The organism is Phaeobacter sp. HS011, from assembly GCF_018101215.1.
GTDB lineage: Bacteria > Pseudomonadota > Alphaproteobacteria > Rhodobacterales > Rhodobacteraceae > Phaeobacter > Phaeobacter inhibens.
This window is the reverse complement of sequence record NZ_JAGEUF010000007.1, coordinates 23,740-41,675: the sequence shown is the minus strand read 5'-3', so window position 1 is coordinate 41,675 and position 17,936 is coordinate 23,740. Positions and strand designations below refer to the sequence as shown.

At 55.5% G+C, this 17,936-nt stretch carries 16 protein-coding genes; 6 read left to right on the top strand and 10 right to left on the bottom strand.

All coding sequences use genetic code 11. The features are described from left to right. Positions 1 to 75 precede the first annotated feature (75 nt). Positions 76 to 495 (bottom strand): group III truncated hemoglobin, encoded by a 420-nt coding sequence (locus J4721_RS14370; RefSeq protein WP_102877051.1) that lies wholly within the window; start codon positions 493 to 495, stop codon positions 76 to 78. Positions 496 to 623: 128 nt separating this feature from the next. After that, on the bottom strand, positions 624 to 1,520 hold the full coding sequence (locus J4721_RS14365) for a catalase (protein WP_211003008.1): 897 nt from the start codon (positions 1,518 to 1,520) through the stop codon (positions 624 to 626). Here J4721_RS14365 and J4721_RS19780 point away from each other — a divergent pair. Further along, positions 1,414 to 2,136, top strand: a complete 723-nt coding sequence (locus J4721_RS19780) for a MarR family winged helix-turn-helix transcriptional regulator (protein ID WP_247656133.1) — start codon at positions 1,414 to 1,416, stop codon at positions 2,134 to 2,136. The genes J4721_RS14365 and J4721_RS19780 overlap by 107 nt on opposite strands. 655 nt (positions 2,137 to 2,791) lie before the next feature. On the opposite strand, the gene J4721_RS14355 is transcribed toward J4721_RS19780, so the two are convergent. Beyond that, positions 2,792 to 3,745, bottom strand: coding sequence for a catalase (locus tag J4721_RS14355; protein WP_211003010.1), 954 nt, complete (start codon positions 3,743 to 3,745; stop codon positions 2,792 to 2,794). Between the two features lie 122 nt (positions 3,746 to 3,867). On the opposite strand from J4721_RS14355, the gene J4721_RS14350 reads away from it, so the two are divergent. Beyond that, entirely contained in the window at positions 3,868 to 4,317 is a 450-nt protein-coding gene (locus tag J4721_RS14350; protein WP_201765406.1) for a MarR family winged helix-turn-helix transcriptional regulator, read from the top strand. Between the two features lie 338 nt (positions 4,318 to 4,655). Here the strand turns inward: J4721_RS14350 and J4721_RS14345 are convergent, their stop codons facing one another. The 6 genes from J4721_RS14345 to J4721_RS14320 form a co-directional block, all read right to left on the bottom strand. Further along, entirely contained in the window at positions 4,656 to 5,951 is a 1,296-nt protein-coding gene (locus J4721_RS14345) for a D-serine ammonia-lyase (protein WP_211003011.1), read from the bottom strand. Positions 5,952 to 6,363: 412 nt separating this feature from the next. Further along, positions 6,364 to 7,170 carry a pyrroline-5-carboxylate reductase gene (gene proC / locus J4721_RS14340; RefSeq protein ID WP_102873787.1) on the bottom strand — a complete coding sequence of 269 codons (807 nt, stop codon included), beginning with the start codon at positions 7,168 to 7,170 and terminating at the stop codon, positions 6,364 to 6,366. A gap of 82 nt (positions 7,171 to 7,252) precedes the next feature. After that, positions 7,253 to 8,272, bottom strand: a complete 1,020-nt coding sequence (locus tag J4721_RS14335) for a low specificity L-threonine aldolase (protein ID WP_102855086.1) — start codon at positions 8,270 to 8,272, stop codon at positions 7,253 to 7,255. 57 nt (positions 8,273 to 8,329) lie between these two features. Further along, entirely contained in the window at positions 8,330 to 9,415 is a 1,086-nt protein-coding gene (locus J4721_RS14330; protein WP_102873785.1) for a low specificity L-threonine aldolase, read from the bottom strand. 150 nt (positions 9,416 to 9,565) lie between these two features. After that, positions 9,566 to 10,102 carry a hypothetical protein gene (locus J4721_RS19775; RefSeq protein ID WP_247656132.1) on the bottom strand — a complete coding sequence of 179 codons (537 nt, stop codon included), beginning with the start codon at positions 10,100 to 10,102 and terminating at the stop codon, positions 9,566 to 9,568. 138 nt (positions 10,103 to 10,240) lie between these two features. After that, positions 10,241 to 11,266 carry a low specificity L-threonine aldolase gene (locus J4721_RS14320; RefSeq protein ID WP_211003012.1) on the bottom strand — a complete coding sequence of 342 codons (1,026 nt, stop codon included), beginning with the start codon at positions 11,264 to 11,266 and terminating at the stop codon, positions 10,241 to 10,243. Between the two features lie 531 nt (positions 11,267 to 11,797). Here J4721_RS14320 and J4721_RS14315 point away from each other — a divergent pair. Genes J4721_RS14315 through J4721_RS14300 form a run of 4 tightly spaced genes read left to right on the top strand, consistent with a single transcriptional unit; the run spans position 11,798 to position 16,506 of the window. Next, positions 11,798 to 13,321, top strand: coding sequence for an ABC transporter substrate-binding protein (locus tag J4721_RS14315; RefSeq protein ID WP_211003013.1), 1,524 nt, complete (start codon positions 11,798 to 11,800; stop codon positions 13,319 to 13,321). Positions 13,322 to 13,329: 8 nt separating this feature from the next. Next, entirely contained in the window at positions 13,330 to 14,271 is a 942-nt protein-coding gene (locus tag J4721_RS14310; protein WP_211003014.1) for an ABC transporter permease, read from the top strand. Then, on the top strand, positions 14,268 to 15,083 hold the full coding sequence (locus J4721_RS14305) for an ABC transporter permease (RefSeq protein ID WP_211003015.1): 816 nt from the start codon (positions 14,268 to 14,270) through the stop codon (positions 15,081 to 15,083). The genes J4721_RS14310 and J4721_RS14305 overlap by 4 nt, the downstream gene beginning before the upstream one ends. Continuing rightward, positions 15,076 to 16,506, top strand: a complete 1,431-nt coding sequence (locus J4721_RS14300) for an ATP-binding cassette domain-containing protein (protein WP_211003017.1) — start codon at positions 15,076 to 15,078, stop codon at positions 16,504 to 16,506. Before J4721_RS14305 ends, J4721_RS14300 begins: the two co-directional genes overlap by 8 nt. Before the next feature lie 440 nt (positions 16,507 to 16,946). On the opposite strand, the gene J4721_RS14295 is transcribed toward J4721_RS14300, so the two are convergent. After that, positions 16,947 to 17,903 carry an ornithine cyclodeaminase family protein gene (locus J4721_RS14295; protein ID WP_211003019.1) on the bottom strand — a complete coding sequence of 319 codons (957 nt, stop codon included), beginning with the start codon at positions 17,901 to 17,903 and terminating at the stop codon, positions 16,947 to 16,949. Positions 17,904 to 17,936: the final 33 nt, after the last annotated feature.

The window sequence follows — 17,936 nt, the reverse complement described above, 5'->3', positions numbered from 1 at the left end:
GCCGTCCGGGACGGAATGATGGTTTCGATCCTAACATACGAGACAGCGACCCTCCGGCAACTGCCCGTAAATTACTCATGCCAGAACAGGTGGAGCCCCTTCAGGCTTGCGGAAGTTTTCGATTCCATAGGACAACCCATTGCCGATACGGTCGGCCAGACTTGCAAATGCCGCGGCCGTTTCCGGTTTCAACTCGCGGTTTGCCGTGTCTCGGAACAGCTCCAGCCACCGAGGAAAGTGTTCCAGCAGTATTTCCGAGTTGGACAGATGAACCTGCATGGGATTTCCTTCATACCCCGGTTCGCGCAGGATCGCCCCCCTCCAGAACGCCAAGATTTTCGCCTCGTGCGCTGGCCAGTCTTCAATGGCCGCACTGAACACCGGGCCAAGCACATTATCCACGCGGATACGTGCATAAAAACAACATACCAGCCTACTGATCTCTTCCGGGGTAACATCAAACATATGTGGCCGCGCCCGCGGTACTTGCGCCATGAGAATCTCCAAGTTTGACCATGACATCCCTACTTTACCGAATACTTACTTTATCAAATAGGTATCTTCAAGTCGTATTTTAATTCTCCTCCGGCAACGGCGGCTCGGGCGCAGCCGATTTAGCAGTTTCAACTGGACCGGCGCGCAACAGAGACCGCATATGCAGGACTGCGCAGGGCGAATACATTATCGCGAGGCTCTGCCACACCCTCTGGCAAATGAGAGGGGTCAAACACTTTGGCTACGCTCTCCGCCCGGTCATCCGGCAACTCGATTTGCACCGTTCCAAGGATCAGTTCGCCATGCACCCCATCCCATGGGACGGTTGGATCCGAGATATCATCCGCATCATTCGCCACAACCAGCTTCAGCGTCCATCGAGCAGGCCTGTTACTCAACTCCCGCAGCAGCCTGTCATAAAGGAAATCATCCGGCAGATCCTTCTTCTCCTCATCCGTCAGGCCGTGACGGCCGCCTTCAGGCTCCAGAAGGATACGGGCCGCAAGCACGCCTTCGCTGGTACCGAAGTGATAAGCATGGCCTGAATGATACTGTTCTGCAGAATAACACCGGCAAGGCGCCACCGACTTCAGATAGCTCTGATGGGGAACCGTATTCGGGTTCGCCTCGTTAAATGCCTTAACCTTTTCAGGATCCGGCCCACCGGTTGCAGGATCGGCCACCCTTGCTGCCAGAAAGGCCTTAAACTGTTCCGCGGAATTGGCAAAGAAAACCGGGTTGGAAATCAGGGCCATGGCCCAGGCCCCGGCGCCCTTTCCAATTTCAAGCCCGATACCGCGGACTGTAGGGCTTTTGTCACTGATTCCGGGCTTTCCTCCGCCAACCGAAAAGCGTGCAACTATTGGCTGTTCTCCAGCGAGCAACGGGATATCGGTCTCGGGACCTACGGCCGCTGGAATGAAGCGACCTCTGGCAGAAAATCCTTTCGCATGTGAAGCGCGGGCGCCGCTGTGGCGGCCAAATGTTCCGTTCAAGGCATCAATCAGTTCTATGGCCTGTGACATCGTCTTTCACTCCTCCTTCCGGCAACCGCAAAAACCACGGTCAGAATTCGCGCAATTTAGATCGCGCACGACACTTTGTGGTTCTGACACTAATCTTGACTTCCAGCAGTCGTCAAGCAAAAGTATCGCACACGATGTATTTGGAGATCTCGGAACCAGGATGAACAAACTGCCTGAAAAAGCCGATGAGATGTTCTGCTACGCAGTGTACAATGCTTCGCATGCCATCAACCAAGTCTATGGGCCGATGCTCCGCCCTCTCGGCTTGACATATCCACAATACATCACCTTGATGCTGCTATGGGAGCGGGACCAGCAAGGTGTCAGCGAACTCGCAACTCAATTGTCACTGAAGACAAGCACCCTGACACCCCTGTTAAAAAGACTTGAGAACATGGGATTTGTCCGGCGGATGCGAGGCACGGACGATGAGCGGCAAGTTTTTGTTCACTTGACAGACGATGGCATTGCACTTCATGCGGCTTCGCGCGAGATCACTTCCTGCCTGATCGAAGCCACCGGCCTTGAGCTTAATGCGCTGAAGCAGATCACGGACGGCCTTTCCCGCCTTACCGATAACCTGAAGAACGCACCGAAAGACCGCACTGCCACTTAGGTGCTGGAACAGGTTCCGCACGAGTATAGTTCATTCTCAAATAAACTTAGAGTAAGACCTCGCCTCCCCCCAGCAGCATCTGTTTCGGACGGTGGCGGCTTCAATGACAGCCAAAGAGCGCGAGATGCAGCGCAGCCATTGTTTCCTTCAATATGCCTACAAGGTTGGCGATGCCCGGGTGGTCCGCCGCATTTTCGGATGGGAAAGCCCAGCTTCTATCAGTGAAAGATAGCTTAGAAACCGAGTTGCTACGCGCCGCGATGAAAGCGGTCTGGAACATCATGTGCTGCAACAACCATCACCCTTCTCTGATGGCTCGCATTTCCGCTCAGCATGTCGCCGCCATGCGCCATTGGGGTAAGCCCTGCAAGGTGCAACCCAAGGCAGCCCCACAAACACCATTCTTGCTTGCGTTAAACCGATGCGACCACGAAGAAGTACGGTGCTGGTTCGCCAAGACACCGGGTAATTCCCAAGGCATAGCTGCTAGACAACGCCCCGTCACTTGCCTTTGCCAAGGCCCGTAACGGGGTCAGATTTGTGATGCCGAAAATTGGTAGCTTAGGAACGGTTTCCCGGTAGGAGTTTCCGTTTCGGATACATGATCGCCAATGCGTCCAGGCCCTTACCAACTCAGTTTCCGTGAACGGAGGACTCAGTCCTTTTCGGAGAGACGCTGCCCAACACCATGAGCATAGATCATGGAGCGCACCAGCAACATTGGGTCTTCCGACGGAGCAAAGCCTTCGCTCAGAACCATGGGGTCGAAGTTGAGGTCATCACACTGGCCATCGCTTTCTGACATCGCCGCTTTGGCCGTAAACCGGGCTGCGACAATCTCGGTGTGCTCCCCCGTCCATTGCACCGAGGGGTCTGCGATAACATCTCCTGGATTGGCCAGAGTCACCACCATCTCCCAGGACACTCCACCGTTGTCTATGTTCGATTGCATGTTTTCCAAGAAGAAGTCGGGATGCGTATCCGTCACGATCCCTTCTTCACCGGAAGGGCGAAATGAAAAACGGATACCCGTCTGCGCGCCTGCCGCATCGACAAGATAGAAGGAATTCACACCGTTGAAAGTTGTGCCCTCGTAGGGCCTCAGGGTTTTGTCCAAGGCGCCATGATATGCTTTGTAGGCTTTAAGTGCAGGGTGGTCAGCAGCGAAAGCCTTGGTCGCCTCTGGCCCTGCGGCCTTGGCCCGCAGCAGTTCAATGAACGCTTCACTGGTCGCAACAGGAAAGAAATGTTCAGTGTTCATCGCGATCACGTGCAGATCATCATCGGCAGTCGTTATCTCCATCGCCATGCCCAGCAACCCGTATTTGTCGTCAGCCGGATTAGGTTTGCCGCCCTTATGGGATACGCGCGCGATCACAGACGATGTGCCGGTGAAGAGCGAGCTGTTGGAATAAGCCTTGATCGCGCTGTCAACAGGCACAAGCTCACCCTCGATGCAGAAACCTTTGGTGTGGTTGCGGCGCTTTCCCTCTGTCACGCCAAAGAGTTGCTCAAAGGCAGCAAATCCGCCCTCAGTATCAAACTCACCTTCGGCGAAGGCGGGCAGTGAAGTCAGCGAAAGACAGAGGGCAAATAATCCGGTGCGCATAGCTAGGTACTCCTGTGAGCTGTTTTCATTTGTCCACTAATACTTTGCTAGCTAACTATTTGCAAGCGGAAAGAATGATGGTATCTAACGGGTGCTCAGTCCCACAACGAAAGCACAGAGTTTTGCAAGAACCGCTGAAGACCGATGAAAAGCCAGATGTCAGGTTGGACAACCAGCTTTGTTTCGCAATCTATGCAGCATCGCATACCGTTGAGCAGCATTATCAAACACTTCTGAAAGCTCAGGGGCTCACTTATACTCAATACTTGGTACTCATGGCTTTGGCTGAGGAGGACCGGGTGTCCATCTCGACTCTGGCCAGCAAACTGGAAGTGTCCAAGGCCACGATGACACCTCTGCTTCGCAGGTTGGAAGCGAAAGGCCTGCTGTCACGCGAGGTACAGGTGGGCAACGAGCGTCAAAAGGTCGTCTCCCTGACGGACACAGGGCGTAGCATTTGGACAAAAAGCTGCAGCGTTTCCTCCGATGTATTTGCCCGGATCGGGCTGACACAGGCGGAGGCGGATGAGATCATTCGCATCTGCGCAAAAATTTCCAACGCCCGGAAGTAATTCTAAGCTTCAGTGACCTCCCATACCCAGCTAACCAAGCCTCGCCTAGCTGCATCGGTTCGACCTGGTCCCAGAGTATCGGACTGTTGGATAATAAGTGGCGTTTAGCGGGCACCGGGCTTTCAACTTGACGGCTGGAAATTCCAGGGGAGGACTTCGTCGAGTCGGCTGGCAGAATGACCTGCAGCGATGGCTTCGAGGGGAGCCCTGATGTGCCGACAGAGCCTTGGCGTCGGCCAGCACTCCTTCATGTACCGCAAAGATCCGCCCGCACTCTGCTGACCGCAGCTCAGGGCACGCTACTCCGGGGCGGCTGTTTGGCGCCACCCGGGCAACCCTCAGTCCCGCAAAGCGCGGCCTTTTTGCAGGAAGCTTTGGTATTCCTCATCGGGCACCAGGCTGCCTCCCGTGGCCCACATGACATGGGTGGCTTGATCCGTTTTTGCCACAAGCCCGTGCTGCGCCAGATAACCCTGGCCTTCGGCAGTTGAGAGCAGCATCTGCGGCCCGCCCAGACAGGCTGCCGCTGAAGGCTCCAACTGCAGTCCTGCATGATCTTGCGCCAACGCCAGCCAACGGAACAGATCGTCATCCGCGACAGTATACACCCCGCTCAGCAAGGGTTGCATGACCTGTACCACAAACTGGCTCACCTCAGCCACCGCCATGCCATCGGCCTCGGTCTTGTTCGTCAGGCCCACGTCATAGACATTGACCGCCCGCTTCAGGCCGGACGCCAATTGCACCAGCGCGCAAGGCGATTGGGCAGGCTCAACGAAAAAGCAGTGAGCATGATCGCCAAACACCTGTTTCAGCCCATATGCCACCCCGCCCGGAGCACCACCTATGCCACACGGCAAATACAGGAACAGCGGGTTCTCAGCGTCCACGGGGATGTTTCGTTCTACCAGTTGGCCGCTCAGCTCGGCCGCTGCCGCTGAATAGCCGAAGAACAGCAGTTCCGAGCGCTCATCATCGACAAAGTAAATTGACGGGTCCGCCTCTGCCTGCAGCCGGGCAGACGCCACGGCAGTACCGTAATCGGCCTGATGCTGCACCACCTCAACCCCATGGCGGCGCAGGCGCTCGACTTTCCAGGGCTTGGCGTCCGCCGACATATGAACAGCCGCGCGAAAACCCAGCGCCCGCGCGGCAATACCGACACTAAGGCCGAGATTGCCGGTTGAACCGACCGCCACAGTGCAGCTGCCAAAACGATCCCGCACTTTACCGGCCGCCAGCGCCGCAGGCGGGGCATCCGGCGCAATCAGCCCCAACTGCCGCGCCAGCGAAAGCCCATGCAGGAACACCTCGTAAACGCCGCCGCGCGCCTTGACCGAGCCCGCCACCGGCAATGCGTGGTCACCCTTTACAAAGAACCGCCCTGCGCCCTGCCCCATTGCCATGGCCAAATCCGCGACTTCGATGAGATCCGAGGCAATCATCCCGCCGCTGTCCTCCAGCTCCTCAAAACACTGCTGCAACAGCGGTGCCAGCGCACGCCAGTTGGCTTCGGCTTCCGTCACTTGGTCCGGCCGCACCGGCACATGCGCTGCAGTAGTGGGGCCGAGTTCCGGATTGATCCACATCAGCGGCTCCACCGCCTGCAGTCGCTCCAGAAGGGTTTCATCCATGTTCCTGTCCTCATAGATTGCGTGTAACATGCTTGGCTTAACGGCGGCCGGAATCCAGAAAAACGTCCCGAGGGCTAAGAATTTACGGCACATAAAGCACCACATTGACACATTGGCGCCATCAGGGGCTGGTCACAGCATCAAAGCCGCTTCAACCTGACGGAAATGACCCGAAAATCAATGCACTCCCCACCATGAGATGGGAATATCCCGCAGCACGGGGAAGGCTCTACAATGTGGGGCGGATTGGCGCTTACGTTGGTTATGGAAGCCCCGCATCTGATTTGGCGCGCGGCCACGACTTGCAATGGCCACCACCATGAGAGCTTTCGGAACGCAGCTTCGGACCAATAACAACCGCCATTGTTCTCTCACCCCCTGATTGAGCCTACTGCTCTATTTTGAAGCAGGATCAAGCCGGATTTCCAAGTTCTCTTGATCGCAAAATTGCAGCCGAGGTTGCGTCATCAACAACCGCCTGGAGATTGTTGTTATGCGCGAACGCCTCTAGCGCAGCAGCGGTTGTGCCACCTTTGGACGTAACGCTTTTGCGAAGTCTTTCCGGATCGCGATCGGACTTCAGCAATTCACTGGCCCCGATAAGCGTATCAATTGCCAGGTCCATCGCCAACTGAGAACCAAGCCCAGCATTTGTTCCCGAAGCGGCCAGTGCTTCGACAAAAGCGAAGAAATACGCCGGGCCGCTTCCTGAAACAGCGGTTGTGAAATGGATCTGATCCTCATTGTCGACCCAACGCACGGTCCCGGACCCGCCAAACAAGCGTTCGAAACCCTGCTTCTTCGCCTCGTCCTTGGTAAAGGCGACATTCGCCGAATATCCCTTGGATGCCGCCATATTGGGCATGCAGCGGACAACTGAAAGATTTCCTCCAACAGCCGTTGAAATCGTCTCGCTGCCGATCCCGGCCATGATCGAAACAATCGTCCCGTTCGCTGCGGTCACTCTTTCGATGTCCTGGCTTACCGAAAGGAACACTTGCGGCTTGGTCGCAAGCACAACCATATCAAAGCGCAGCGCTGGATCCAGGCTCTCAAAGTCAGAATAGAAATGAGCACCTGCCAGTGCCTGTTTCGTGCTGTCTTGAACAAACGGATCAACGATGGATATGTCTCCCGCCTTGCCACCAGCAGACAGATATCCTTTGATGATCGCGCTCCCCATGTTTCCTGCGCCTATGAACAGTGTGGTCGGGTTCATTTTTTTCTCCTAAATTGACCTGCTCGACAGATCTGCTTGCCCTTGCCTCAGGGGAGGTACCTTCGACCGTGAAAGGCGCGCTTTACAGCTGCTTTTTCAGGGCCACCAACAAGTCTTCGCCAGCCTGCATATCAACATCCAGATGAGTGACGATCCTAATTCTGCGGGGACCGAATGCCCCAATCAGAACGCCGTCGGCCTTCATACCCGCGACGATATCGGCGGCCAGTGGCGCGCTGTCATCAAGATCAAAAATGATGATATTGGTCTCGACAGGTTGCATATGCGCGACCTGCGGCAGCGCGCGGATCTGATCGGCCAGATACTTGGCCAGACGGTGATCCTCAGAAAGCCGGTCAACGTGGTGATCCAGCCCATAAAGACACATTGCCGCAAGAATGCCTGATTGCCGCATGGCCCCGCCCATCTGCTGCTTGGCGCGCCATGCCTCTTGGATGAACTCAGCCGAACCTGCAAGAACGCCCCCCATCGGGGTGCCCAGAGCCTTGGAAAAATCGATCCACACCGTATCGAACCCAGCAGCATAGTCTGCAGGAGAAATTCCGGTGGCGGCGCTTGCGTTCAGGAGCCGTGCGCCGTCCATATGCGTGGCCAATCCGGCGCTATGCGCGATCTCAGCGACCGCATTGAGTTTTTCCAGCGGCCAGATCGTGCCGCCGCCCATATTGGCGGTCTGTTCAACACACAGCAACGCCGACTTCGGCGCATAGCGGGATGCAGGCCTGATTGCCGCCCGCAGCTGAGCAGGTTCAAAGATACCGTTTTCTCCAGCAATGGTGCGGATCATCACGCCGCTGATCGCCGCCGGGCCGCCAGTTTCGAAGTTAATCAAATGGCAGCTTTCCTCGCAGATCACCTCGTCGCCCGGGTTGGTCTGCACATTGACCGCAATCTCATTGCACAAGGTACCAGTCGGCAGCAAAATAGCGGCTTCTTTACCCAAGAGCGCGGCAACACGTTCGCAAAGGGCACGGGTTGTCGGATCTTCGTCTTTTTGTTCGTCGCCTACGGGAACGTCAAGGATGGCCTCTCGCATGGCTCGTGTCGGAATCGTCTTGGTGTCTGAGAAAAAGTCGCGCATGTCATGTATCTTTCATGATCGGTTGCAGAGGCGGACACACCGCTGCCAATGTGAAAACTATTCTTCCAGGAGGGCGCGCAGGCGTTTGATCAACAGATCTCCGCCCTCAGGCCCTACGCCGATATGAGTAACGATCCGAACCGTCCGTTCGCCAAAGACACCAAGGCGGACGCCCTGGTCCCGCAACTTGGACACGACCGTTGCCGCATCCGGTCCGCGTTCATCCAGATTGAAGATCACGATGTTGGTCTCAACCGGCAAAACCTCTGAGATATGCGGCAAGGGCGCGATCTGCGCACCAATGCTTTTGGCCAGTGCATTGTCACGGGCCAGTTGTTCAAGATTGTTATCCAGCGCATAAAGCCCGGTCGCGGCGATGTAACCGGACTGGCGCAACCCGCCGCCCCATTGCTGCGCATAGCGCCAGGCGTGGTTGATAAAGTCGTCCGTCCCGGCCAGAACCGCACCGGCAAAACCGCCCAATCCCTTGGTGAGGTCGATCCAGACAGAGTCATAGCCAGTCGCATATTGCTTGGCGGAGACCCCGGTTTCCACACAGGCGTTCAACAACCGCGCACCATCCATATGTGTCGCCAATCCCAGCGATTTTGAGGTTTCCGCAATTTCCCCGAGCTCTTCCAAGCTCCAGATTCCGCCACCGCCGAGGTTTGTTGTTTGTTCAACTGCTACCAACGAGGTTTCCGGCGCATAACGCGAAACCGGCCGATAGGCGGCACGCACTTGCTCAGCAGTGAAACGCCCAAATTCGCCATCAATCGAATGCATCATCACGCCGCTAAGAGCCGCAGGACCACCCGCTTCAAAATTGATGATATGAGAGGATCTTTCAGCAATCAGCTCAGAGCCTGAAGCGCAATGAATTCTAATGGAAATCTCATTGCACATTGTCCCCGTAGGCAGCAAAATCGCCGCCTCTTTGCCCAGCATTTCAGCCACGCGCTGACACAGTTCCGTTGTTGTCGGGTCCTCACCCTTCTGAACGTCGCCAACACGAGCATTGAGCAATGCGTCCAGCATCCCTTTGGTCGGGATCGACTTCATGTCACTGTAAAAGTCGGCGACGACATCATCTGCACTTGCCGGCAGTGGTGCCCATTGGCGACCCGTAGCTTCTCCTGCCATCCATTTAGCTCCTATCCAATATTGGCTGTAGAAGAACGCCTTCGGAAAACGTTGTGGCGGCAGTCACATTCCGCATTTGCGCACGAACTGGAGGCGGTCACTTCTGACGACTTCCACTACGGCGACACACAACATTGGTGTTTTCTTTTATTATTCAATTACAGCATGTTGGGTAGAGTTTACATGGATAGAACAATTCATACCAATGCCGTGTAATTGATCTACCATGCAGTTTTGGTATGGGTTAACCACGTCGCTGAGCGAAGCGAACAGCCAGGCACAATATACCTGCCCTATGGCGGCATCGGTCGGTTCAGTTGCGAGCTGCTCCCTGAAATCTGAACACTGACGTAAGCTACGATTTGCTGTTTGCTGATCTTCGACGAAGAAGAGATCAGATACGTCGAAACGGAAGAACCATTCGCCTGAATTCAAAGCCAAGCTTGCGCTTAAGGCTTTGAAGGGCAAGCGAACGGTCGCGGAGCTGGCAAGCCAGTTTGGCGTGCAAAGGCAGGCGTTGGAAAATGGGTGAAATTCTGCAATCGGAAGCACCCACATTCCGCCCTTGGCCGCAGACCGCCAGCCGTGGTCAATTGGCTGAGAAAAGACGCAACCCAGCTCGGTCAGCAGGGGCAGAGCGTAGCTTAATTTACGCGGAAACTGTCCAACGATCGGGGAGTAGCTCACTGGAGAGTCTTGCCGTAGTGTTGGGGGGGAAGATATGCAAAGAGACAGGTTTCGAAGGATCGGCTCTGATCTACGCAAGTATGCTTCTGCCCTAGGTCGCGACCGCCCGGTATGAATAGGGCGGTGGCGACTGGCGGCTTATCCGTTCAGGACTTTATCCAATTCTGAACACAGGATTTCGCCGTCCTTCAGGGTTCGGCCCATGAATGTGACAACACGGATCCGGTATTTGCCGAAGGCACCAACCAGAACATTGTTCTCTTTCAGTTTTGCAACGATTTCAGGCGCAGCAGGCCCTGCGGGATCGAAGTCGATGATCACGATGTTCGTTTCAACAGGCTCAACAGAGGCTACACCTTTAATGTTCCCCACTCGTTCCCCGATGTATTGGGCCAGTTGGTGATCTTCGTTGATTCTATCGACATGGTGATCCAAGGCATAGTTCGCCATGGCTGCCAGCATACCGGTGCGGCGGATGCCCCCACCGATCATCTGGCGAATGCGCCACGCTTCCTGAATGAACTCTTTAGAGCCGGCCAATACGGCACCAACTGGGCAATTGAGCGCCTTGCAGAAATCCATATAGACGCTGTCATAGCCCTTGGTCATTTCCGAAGCTGGATGGCCGGAGGCAACGACCGCGTTAATCAGTCGAGCACCATCCATGTGTGTTGGAATGTTGGCCTGTTTGGCTGTGTTGGCTACTTTGCGCAGCTGTTCGAGCGGCCAGATTGCGCCACCTGCCATATTGGCGGTTTGTTCCACTGTAACCAGGCCGGTCTGGGGTAAATAGGGGTTGCCACTGCGGATAGCCTCGGACAGCTGATCGGCGGTGAACATACCCCGGTCCCCGTCAATCGAGTGGATCATGGCACCGCTTATTGCGGCAGGGCCACCGCATTCAAAGTTGATGATGTGGCAGGATTTTTCGCAGATGACTTCCTGACCGGGCCTGGTATGTGCCCGCACGGCCACCTCATTGCACATCGTGCCCGAAGACATGAACAGAGCTGCTTCCTTGCCCAAAAAATCCGCGGCACGTTCAAGAAGGGCTTTGGTACTGGGGTCTTCGCCGATTAGGGAGTTCCCAACCGGCGCATAAGTTCCTGCTTCCCGCATTTCCTTCGTCGGCTCTGCGTAAGTTTCAGTATAGAAATTCGTCATGTCTAACCCTGTATGGGCTGTGCGTTCGTAAGGCGTCCTCCACTGTTCAGGGTTACTGGTTGACCATCGCTCTGAGTTTTTGGAGTTGATGAACATCTAATATGTGCAAACTGTCCCTTCCAATGTAGTTGAAGCAGGCCTCCATGCGCTGGTGATATAGCCTCGGCTTGTTGGTTGATCCCGCAACAGATCTTTACATCGGATAAGCAGAGCTCGATGGGAACGCTGGCAGACCCTGAGCGTCGCGGCATGCGGAGATCGTGCTACCCATTTCGATGCAAGTGGCAATGAAGGTATAGAGAGCAGCAGATGCAGAACGTTACGCGCCTCATGTATTTACATTACTGAAACTGTCAGGTAATGCCCGCATGCCAGCCTCGATCACTCTTGGTCTTGCCAGCATATCGAAAAACAGGTGGCAAAAGCGCTTGATGAACTCATGCACCTTGCGGGTTCTACCCTCAAGGGAACTCGTCGCTAGCCACTTCAAAATACTCCAAGTGGCCGGCGTGGCAGTAAGGAATTTTCACCATGAAACATGTTATTTTTGCTGCGACTGCAAGCTGTGCGGTTTTATTGACCGCGGTCGCCCCAGTGGCAGCTAATCCAGCAGATGATACGATCCGGATTGCCTCGCCATGGAAAATTGGTGCCTTGAAGCCCTCTTCTGGAACAGCGCTGTCGCGGTCCGGTGTGGTTGAGACGCTAACCAAACCGACCAAAGAAGGCGAGATCGTCGGATTGCTGGCCGAAAGTTGGGTCGTAAACAAGACTTTGGACCAATGGCGTTTCAAGATTCGGTCGGGGGTTTCCTTTCATGATGGCAGTCCGCTGACGGCGGAAACCGTCGCAGCCAACCTGAAAGCCTTCCAGGAGGAAAGCTCGCTTCGAACTGCCCCCGTAAAAGAGATCACCTTTGAACAGGATGAGGTGGTCATTACGCTGGAGCGTCCATATTCGATCTTGCCGGCGATCTTGGCGGATTGGAATACGGCCATCATTTCTGCCGCAAATCTGACCGATGAGCGCACGAGCAGCCTGGCGGGAACCGGCCCTTATATGATAACGGATGCCTCGGATCCGGCGACGCTGAAACTGGCGGCCAATACCAGCTATTGGGATGTTCGGCCTGCAATTTCCAAGGTCGAATACCTGTTTGTTCCCGACGCACAGGCACGTCAGGCGATGGTGCAGGCGGGAGAGGTCGAATTTGCGTTCAGCCTGCCTGTCACCGCAAAGCGGATGCTGGCAGGTGCAAACAATGTGGATGTGGATATCCAAGCCATCCCCCGTGTTCGCGCTCTCAAACTGAATGGGGCTCATAAACCTCTGGATGAGGTGGCCGTGCGTCAGGCCATTAGTTATGCGATTGATCGCAAGGGGATCGCCACATCTATTGTCGGCAATCCAGACACTGCAGCATCACAGCTGTTTCCGGCCAGCCTGCCAGCCTGGCACGACAAATCCCTGGCACCTTTTGCCTATGATCCTGCCAAAGCTGCAGCGCTGTTGGCCGATGCAGGATTTGAGAAGGGCGAAGACGGCATTCTGACCCGTGATGGTGAGCGGTTTGAGATTGAACTGCGCACCTATGACTCGCGCCCTGAGCTGCCTGTTATCGGTGTGGCTATTCAGGGCATGCTGAAAGAAGTCGGCATTGATATGTCGATCAAACAGGGCGACTGGACCATCATCTCCGAAGGTCACACTGATGGAACGCTGGAGGCGGGTATAGTATCGGACAGCTTTGTCTACGTGCCCGATCCGATTGGTGCGCTGGCCGAGAATTTCTACCAAAGCGGTGGCTTCTGGGGCTCCATGAACTGGAACAACGACAAGTTCGATGGCCTGGTTGAAACCTACCAGAAAACCATAGACCCGTCCGAGCTGAAGACCCTGCGGCAGGATATGGTTGCAATGATCCACGACGAACAGCCAATGGTCACGGTCACATGGTACGACGACGTCTATGCTGTATCTGATACGATCTCAAACTTCGAGTTTGATGTCTATGAGCGTGACTTTGGTCTGAACCGCCTGATTTGGGCGAAATGAGAACCTGAATGACACTTGCCCCGCTCTTGGCAAAGAAGGCTCTGCTTGTCTTGGCAATCACGCTGCTTGTTGCATCGTGTTCGTTCTGGGCCGTACATCTTCTTCCGGACAATCTGGCCCTGCAAATCGCAGCGGCCAGATTTGCCGGCGCTGAACCTGATCAGGCTCTGGCCGATGTGGTCAGCGCATCCTACGGTCTGGACCGGCCGGTGATCGTTCAATACGGGGAATGGCTGGTCAGTACCTTGATGCTGGATTTTGGCACATCCCTGGTCAGCGGCCGGGATGTGATGCATGACATTGTGCACCACGGGGTGAATTCCCTGCGGACGGTGTTCTGGGGGTTCATTGCAGGTGTGGGGCTGGCTGTGCCCATTGGTTTCTTTTGTGCCCGAAAGCCGGGGAGCAAGCTGGATGTGGTGCTGTCGGCAATCAGTGCTGGGGTTTCGACAATCCCGGCGTTTCTGGTTGCGATTGTCATGGTTCAGATATTTGTGGTTGAATTGGGATTGGCGACGCTCAGCGGAACATCCGGCTGGTCACGGCTTTGGGTGATGATACTTACTATCGCGCTCTCAGTTTCGGGCCCACTCAGCCGGGTGGTGCGGGCTGCGGTGATAGACGTACGTCAACAGCCCTACATGCAGCATGCGTTGATGCGGGGGGTTCCCGAACGCCAGCTGTTTTGGCGCCATGGTCTGAAGAATGCGATACGCCCTATGCTGAATTACCTGCCGGTCGTGTTTATGTTCCTGATTTACGACGTGATCGTGATTGAGATGGTGTTTAACTATCACGGATTAGGATGGGCATTGATCAATGCGGTCAAGGCGCTTGATGTGCCTCTGATGCAGGGGCTGGTTCTCTCGCTGATCGTGTCTTATCTATTTAGCACAGCACTGGCTGAGATCCTGACCTGGCAGATCTACCGGCAAAGGGTGGCACAATGATGGTGCGGGCGCGCGGCGCTTGGCGGTTGGGTGTCTTTCTATCGCTTCTATTCATTCTGACGGCTAGCCTGGGGCCGGTACTTTATACGGCAGACCCCAATGCGCAGAACCTTCTGGCGGCGTTGTCTCCGCCTGCTGCGGAATACCCGCTGGGCACCGACCAGCTTGGCCGTGATGTACTGGCGCGTGTGTTGCATGGCGCGCGCTATTCAGCGGGTATCGCTGTTGCGGTGATTGCGCTTAGCCTGGTGACGGGCTGTGCGCTTGCGGGGGTGGCAATGTGGTTCGGCGGCGCCATCGCCGCTGCTTTGACGCTCTTTTCGGATGCGGTTTATGCTTTACCTGGCTTACTGGTGATCATTCTGCTGGCGGATGTTCTGGGCGGGGGCGCAGCTGTGATCATCTTCTTACTGTGGTTGGTTAAATGGCCCGAGTATTTCCGTCTGTCATATGCTGTTGGCAATCAGCTGATGAACAGTGACCATGTGCTGGCATCGCGGCTCGCCGGAGCGAGCGGCTGGCGGATCTTTCGCTTTCAGGTTCTGCCGGTCATGACATCTTACTTGCTGTCGCTTGGGGCTGTTTCTGTTGGCCAGATCGTGTTGTCGATTGCCACCATAGGTTTCCTGGGGGTTGGCATTGCCCCACCACAGGCCGAATGGGGCATGATGATTAATGATCTGCGGATCTACTGGCAGATTTCACCGGTCCAGCTAGCGGCGCCAGTGGCGGCAATTGTCTGGGTTGTGCTGGCGTTGTTGATCGTGTCGCAATCCATGCCTGCACCCAAACCAAGAAACTCCGATGCATAGTCTTGAAGTCCGCAATATGACGCTGTCAGCTGGTCAGCTGTCTCTGGATGTGCCGCAAATGCAGTTTACACAGGGGCGGACATGTTGTGTCATAGGTCGATCCGGGTCTGGTAAATCCCTGTTTGCAGCCGCTTTGTCCGGGCTACCGGTGCCAGACCTGAAGGTGAGCGGTGACATTCTGCTGGATCACCGGCCTGCGGCTGGGCCGCTGTGGCGCGATCATGTTTTTGTGTTACCTCAGGAGCCTGCGGCGGCGCTTGATCCCACGATGCCCGTGAGAAAGCAGCTGGCGCAAATTCTGCGCTGGCGGCGTGATCCGCGGTGCCCCTGGGCCTCAACAGAGGATCTGTTTGCACAGGTTGGCCTGAAACCAGCGGACGGTTTGAAATTTCCCGGGCAGCTGTCCGGGGGGATGCAACAACGTGTCATGATTGCGATGGCGCTGGCCGCACGCGCCAGTTTCGTCATTGCGGATGAACCTACCAAAGGTCTGGACCAAACCAGCAAGCTACGCACCATCGGGCTGTTTAAGCTGCTTAAGCAAACCGGCCGTGGGCTGGTGATTATTACGCATGATTTGAATGTGGCGCGCGATCTGGCAGACGATCTGGTTATTTTTGAACAGGGCAAAATTGCCGAACAGGGCGATGCTGCGCAGATTTTGAACGGGTCGGGTAGCCAGGCTGCGCAGGCCATGATCAAAAGTGAACCGCAGATGTGGCCCGAGAAATGTATCAGAACGGAAAACAATGCAGCTTCGGTTCTTAGTATTCAGGATGTGACCTTTGAATTTGCCAAGGGCGCCCCGGTCGTCAATGGTGCAACGCTTGATATCCGTGAGGGGGAGGTTGTTGGGCTGTTGGGGCCGAGCGGAGTAGGTAAGTCCACTTTGGCGGATATATGCCTAGGGCTGCTCAAGCCATCCTCTGGTTCGGTCCGTTGGCTTGGTGAAACGGCGGACCGAAAATTGATCCGTGCCGAGCGCACCAAGTTTCAGAAACTGTTTCAGAACCCGGCAAGTGCATTCCCGCCGAACATTATCCTGGGAGATGTATTTGACAAGCTGACACCGGCCTCGGGGGCGGGATTTTATTCCAAATCGGCGCTGATGGCCAAGCTGAACCTGGATCCGTCCGTGCTGCTGCGGCGCCCTGACCAGCTCAGCGGTGGAGAATTGCAGCGGTTACTGATTGTCCGGGTTCTGCTCGCGCAGCCGAGATTCCTGGTCTGCGATGAGCCGTCATCACGCCTGGATATGTCAATTCAGCGCCTAGCTATTGATATTATTGCCGATTATGCGGCCCAGACATTAGCTGCTGTGCTGCTGATCTCACACGACAAAACAGTTCTGCAAAAGCGGGCGGACCGGTTCTTTGAGTTCACAAAATCAGGGCTGCTGGAGCAGAGAGCAAGCACGTTCTGACAGATGACTGCGCGGCCCTGTTGGGCCGCGGTCCTATGCGTGTGTCGACCGACTTTGCGGGGCATTATAGTGAAGCGCCCGCAAACTGGCGATCAATCGCGCTTAAGCGGTAGCCCAGATTGTACCCAGTCTCGGTTGCGTCCGAAAAAATAGTGGACACTATTATATGGGCAGGAAGAGAGGCCAGAGGAACTCTCCTCGCGATTTCAAGCGTCAGATGGTTGCCCAGACGATGGTTGAGGGCGCGACGGTTGTCCGTGATGCCTACGGCAATCCAGACCTTCGTATTTGACGGAACCGGGATCATACCGCTTTCAGACCGGACGGTTGCGAATAGCTCCACAAAAATGGAGTTAGGTCATCCGTTCAGCAGCTCAAAATGCCCCGGGCAAATGTGACGGCACCTGAGTTTTCAAACCTTCGGGCACTATGGACTTTCATCACCGCTGCAGAACCGTGCCCACCTTCATGACCTCAGCTTTTTGCAGTGCCAATTCAACGGCTGCTAGGTCGGCTATTGCAATTCCAGTAAAGAAAAACCCGGATCTTTGTGATCCTCTTGAACCCGGTGTGCCGCAGACCAATCTGGTCAGATCTCCGTCTGGCTTCACCCCGGTCACGTACGGTTTCATATTGTGTAACGGGATATCATCGACCACTAGCTCATCAAAAGAGCCAAGACCGCTGGGAGTCCACGACCGCCCGGCATCAACGGCAGCCACAAACGATGCCTCGGACAGGAGCGACGCGTCCAAAAATGGCTTAAAACCGGGTCCGTCCGGAACGGAGGTCACGACAATATCAGCGCTTCGCAACACCTCTTGCCAGTCCGGCGTCACCAATGCCGTCAAGCCTTTGGAGCGGCACTCATCGGCCAAGCGGGAGCAGCTGCCGCCTTCGCGGCCAAGCAGGATTGCCTTTCTAAGGTCGAATTCAGACAGAAAAGCCTCCAGATGGAATGAAGCCTGCCGCCCTGCCCCGACAAAGCCAATAGTCTGGGCTTTGCGGCGGGGTGTAAGATACCGCGAGGCCAGCAGGGAGAGCGAAGCCGTGCGAAGCCCGGTAATTTCTTCACATTCCAAAATGGCAACCGGATGCCCGGTATGCACGTCATGGACGTTTATCAGCCCCCCGAGATGCGGAAGGTTACGTGCGCTGTTGTCACGGGACAGGCCCAAGGTTTTGTGAACCGAAAATGCGGGATCTAACGCAGCCGCATGGAACGAAATCGACCGCGTCCCTTCATATGGGCTGATGGTTGAATTCGGATTATTCCATGCTGCATTGTTCTGTTTCCTGCGCAGAATTTTGGCGATCGCATCAGCAATCTCGGAGTATGAAAGCCCCAAAGACTGAACGTCCGACTTGGAAAGATACCGCAGTTCACGCAGATTCATTTGCTTTGATTTCCGCAGCGGCTGGCAAGGTTC

Coding starts and splice junctions, on each gene's coding strand:
- J4721_RS14295 (WP_211003019.1), bottom strand. CDS start 17,903: ATGAATCTGCGTGAACTGCGGTATCTTTCCAAGTCGGACGTTCAGTCT.
- J4721_RS14335 (WP_102855086.1), bottom strand. CDS start 8,272: ATGCGCGACTTTTTCTCAGACACCAAGACGATTCCGACACGAGCCATG.
- J4721_RS14345 (WP_211003011.1), bottom strand. CDS start 5,951: ATGGATGAAACCCTTCTGGAGCGACTGCAGGCGGTGGAGCCGCTGATG.
- J4721_RS14315 (WP_211003013.1), top strand. CDS start 11,798: ATGAAACATGTTATTTTTGCTGCGACTGCAAGCTGTGCGGTTTTATTG.
- J4721_RS14305 (WP_211003015.1), top strand. CDS start 14,268: ATGATGGTGCGGGCGCGCGGCGCTTGGCGGTTGGGTGTCTTTCTATCG.
- J4721_RS14310 (WP_211003014.1), top strand. CDS start 13,330: ATGACACTTGCCCCGCTCTTGGCAAAGAAGGCTCTGCTTGTCTTGGCA.
- J4721_RS14330 (WP_102873785.1), bottom strand. CDS start 9,415: ATGGCAGGAGAAGCTACGGGTCGCCAATGGGCACCACTGCCGGCAAGT.
- J4721_RS19780 (WP_247656133.1), top strand. CDS start 1,414: ATGAAGCGACCTCTGGCAGAAAATCCTTTCGCATGTGAAGCGCGGGCG.
- J4721_RS14370 (WP_102877051.1), bottom strand. CDS start 495: ATGGCGCAAGTACCGCGGGCGCGGCCACATATGTTTGATGTTACCCCG.
- J4721_RS14355 (WP_211003010.1), bottom strand. CDS start 3,745: ATGCGCACCGGATTATTTGCCCTCTGTCTTTCGCTGACTTCACTGCCC.
- J4721_RS14300 (WP_211003017.1), top strand. CDS start 15,076: ATGCATAGTCTTGAAGTCCGCAATATGACGCTGTCAGCTGGTCAGCTG.
- proC (WP_102873787.1), bottom strand. CDS start 7,170: ATGAACCCGACCACACTGTTCATAGGCGCAGGAAACATGGGGAGCGCG.
- J4721_RS14320 (WP_211003012.1), bottom strand. CDS start 11,266: ATGACGAATTTCTATACTGAAACTTACGCAGAGCCGACGAAGGAAATG.
- J4721_RS14365 (WP_211003008.1), bottom strand. CDS start 1,520: ATGTCACAGGCCATAGAACTGATTGATGCCTTGAACGGAACATTTGGC.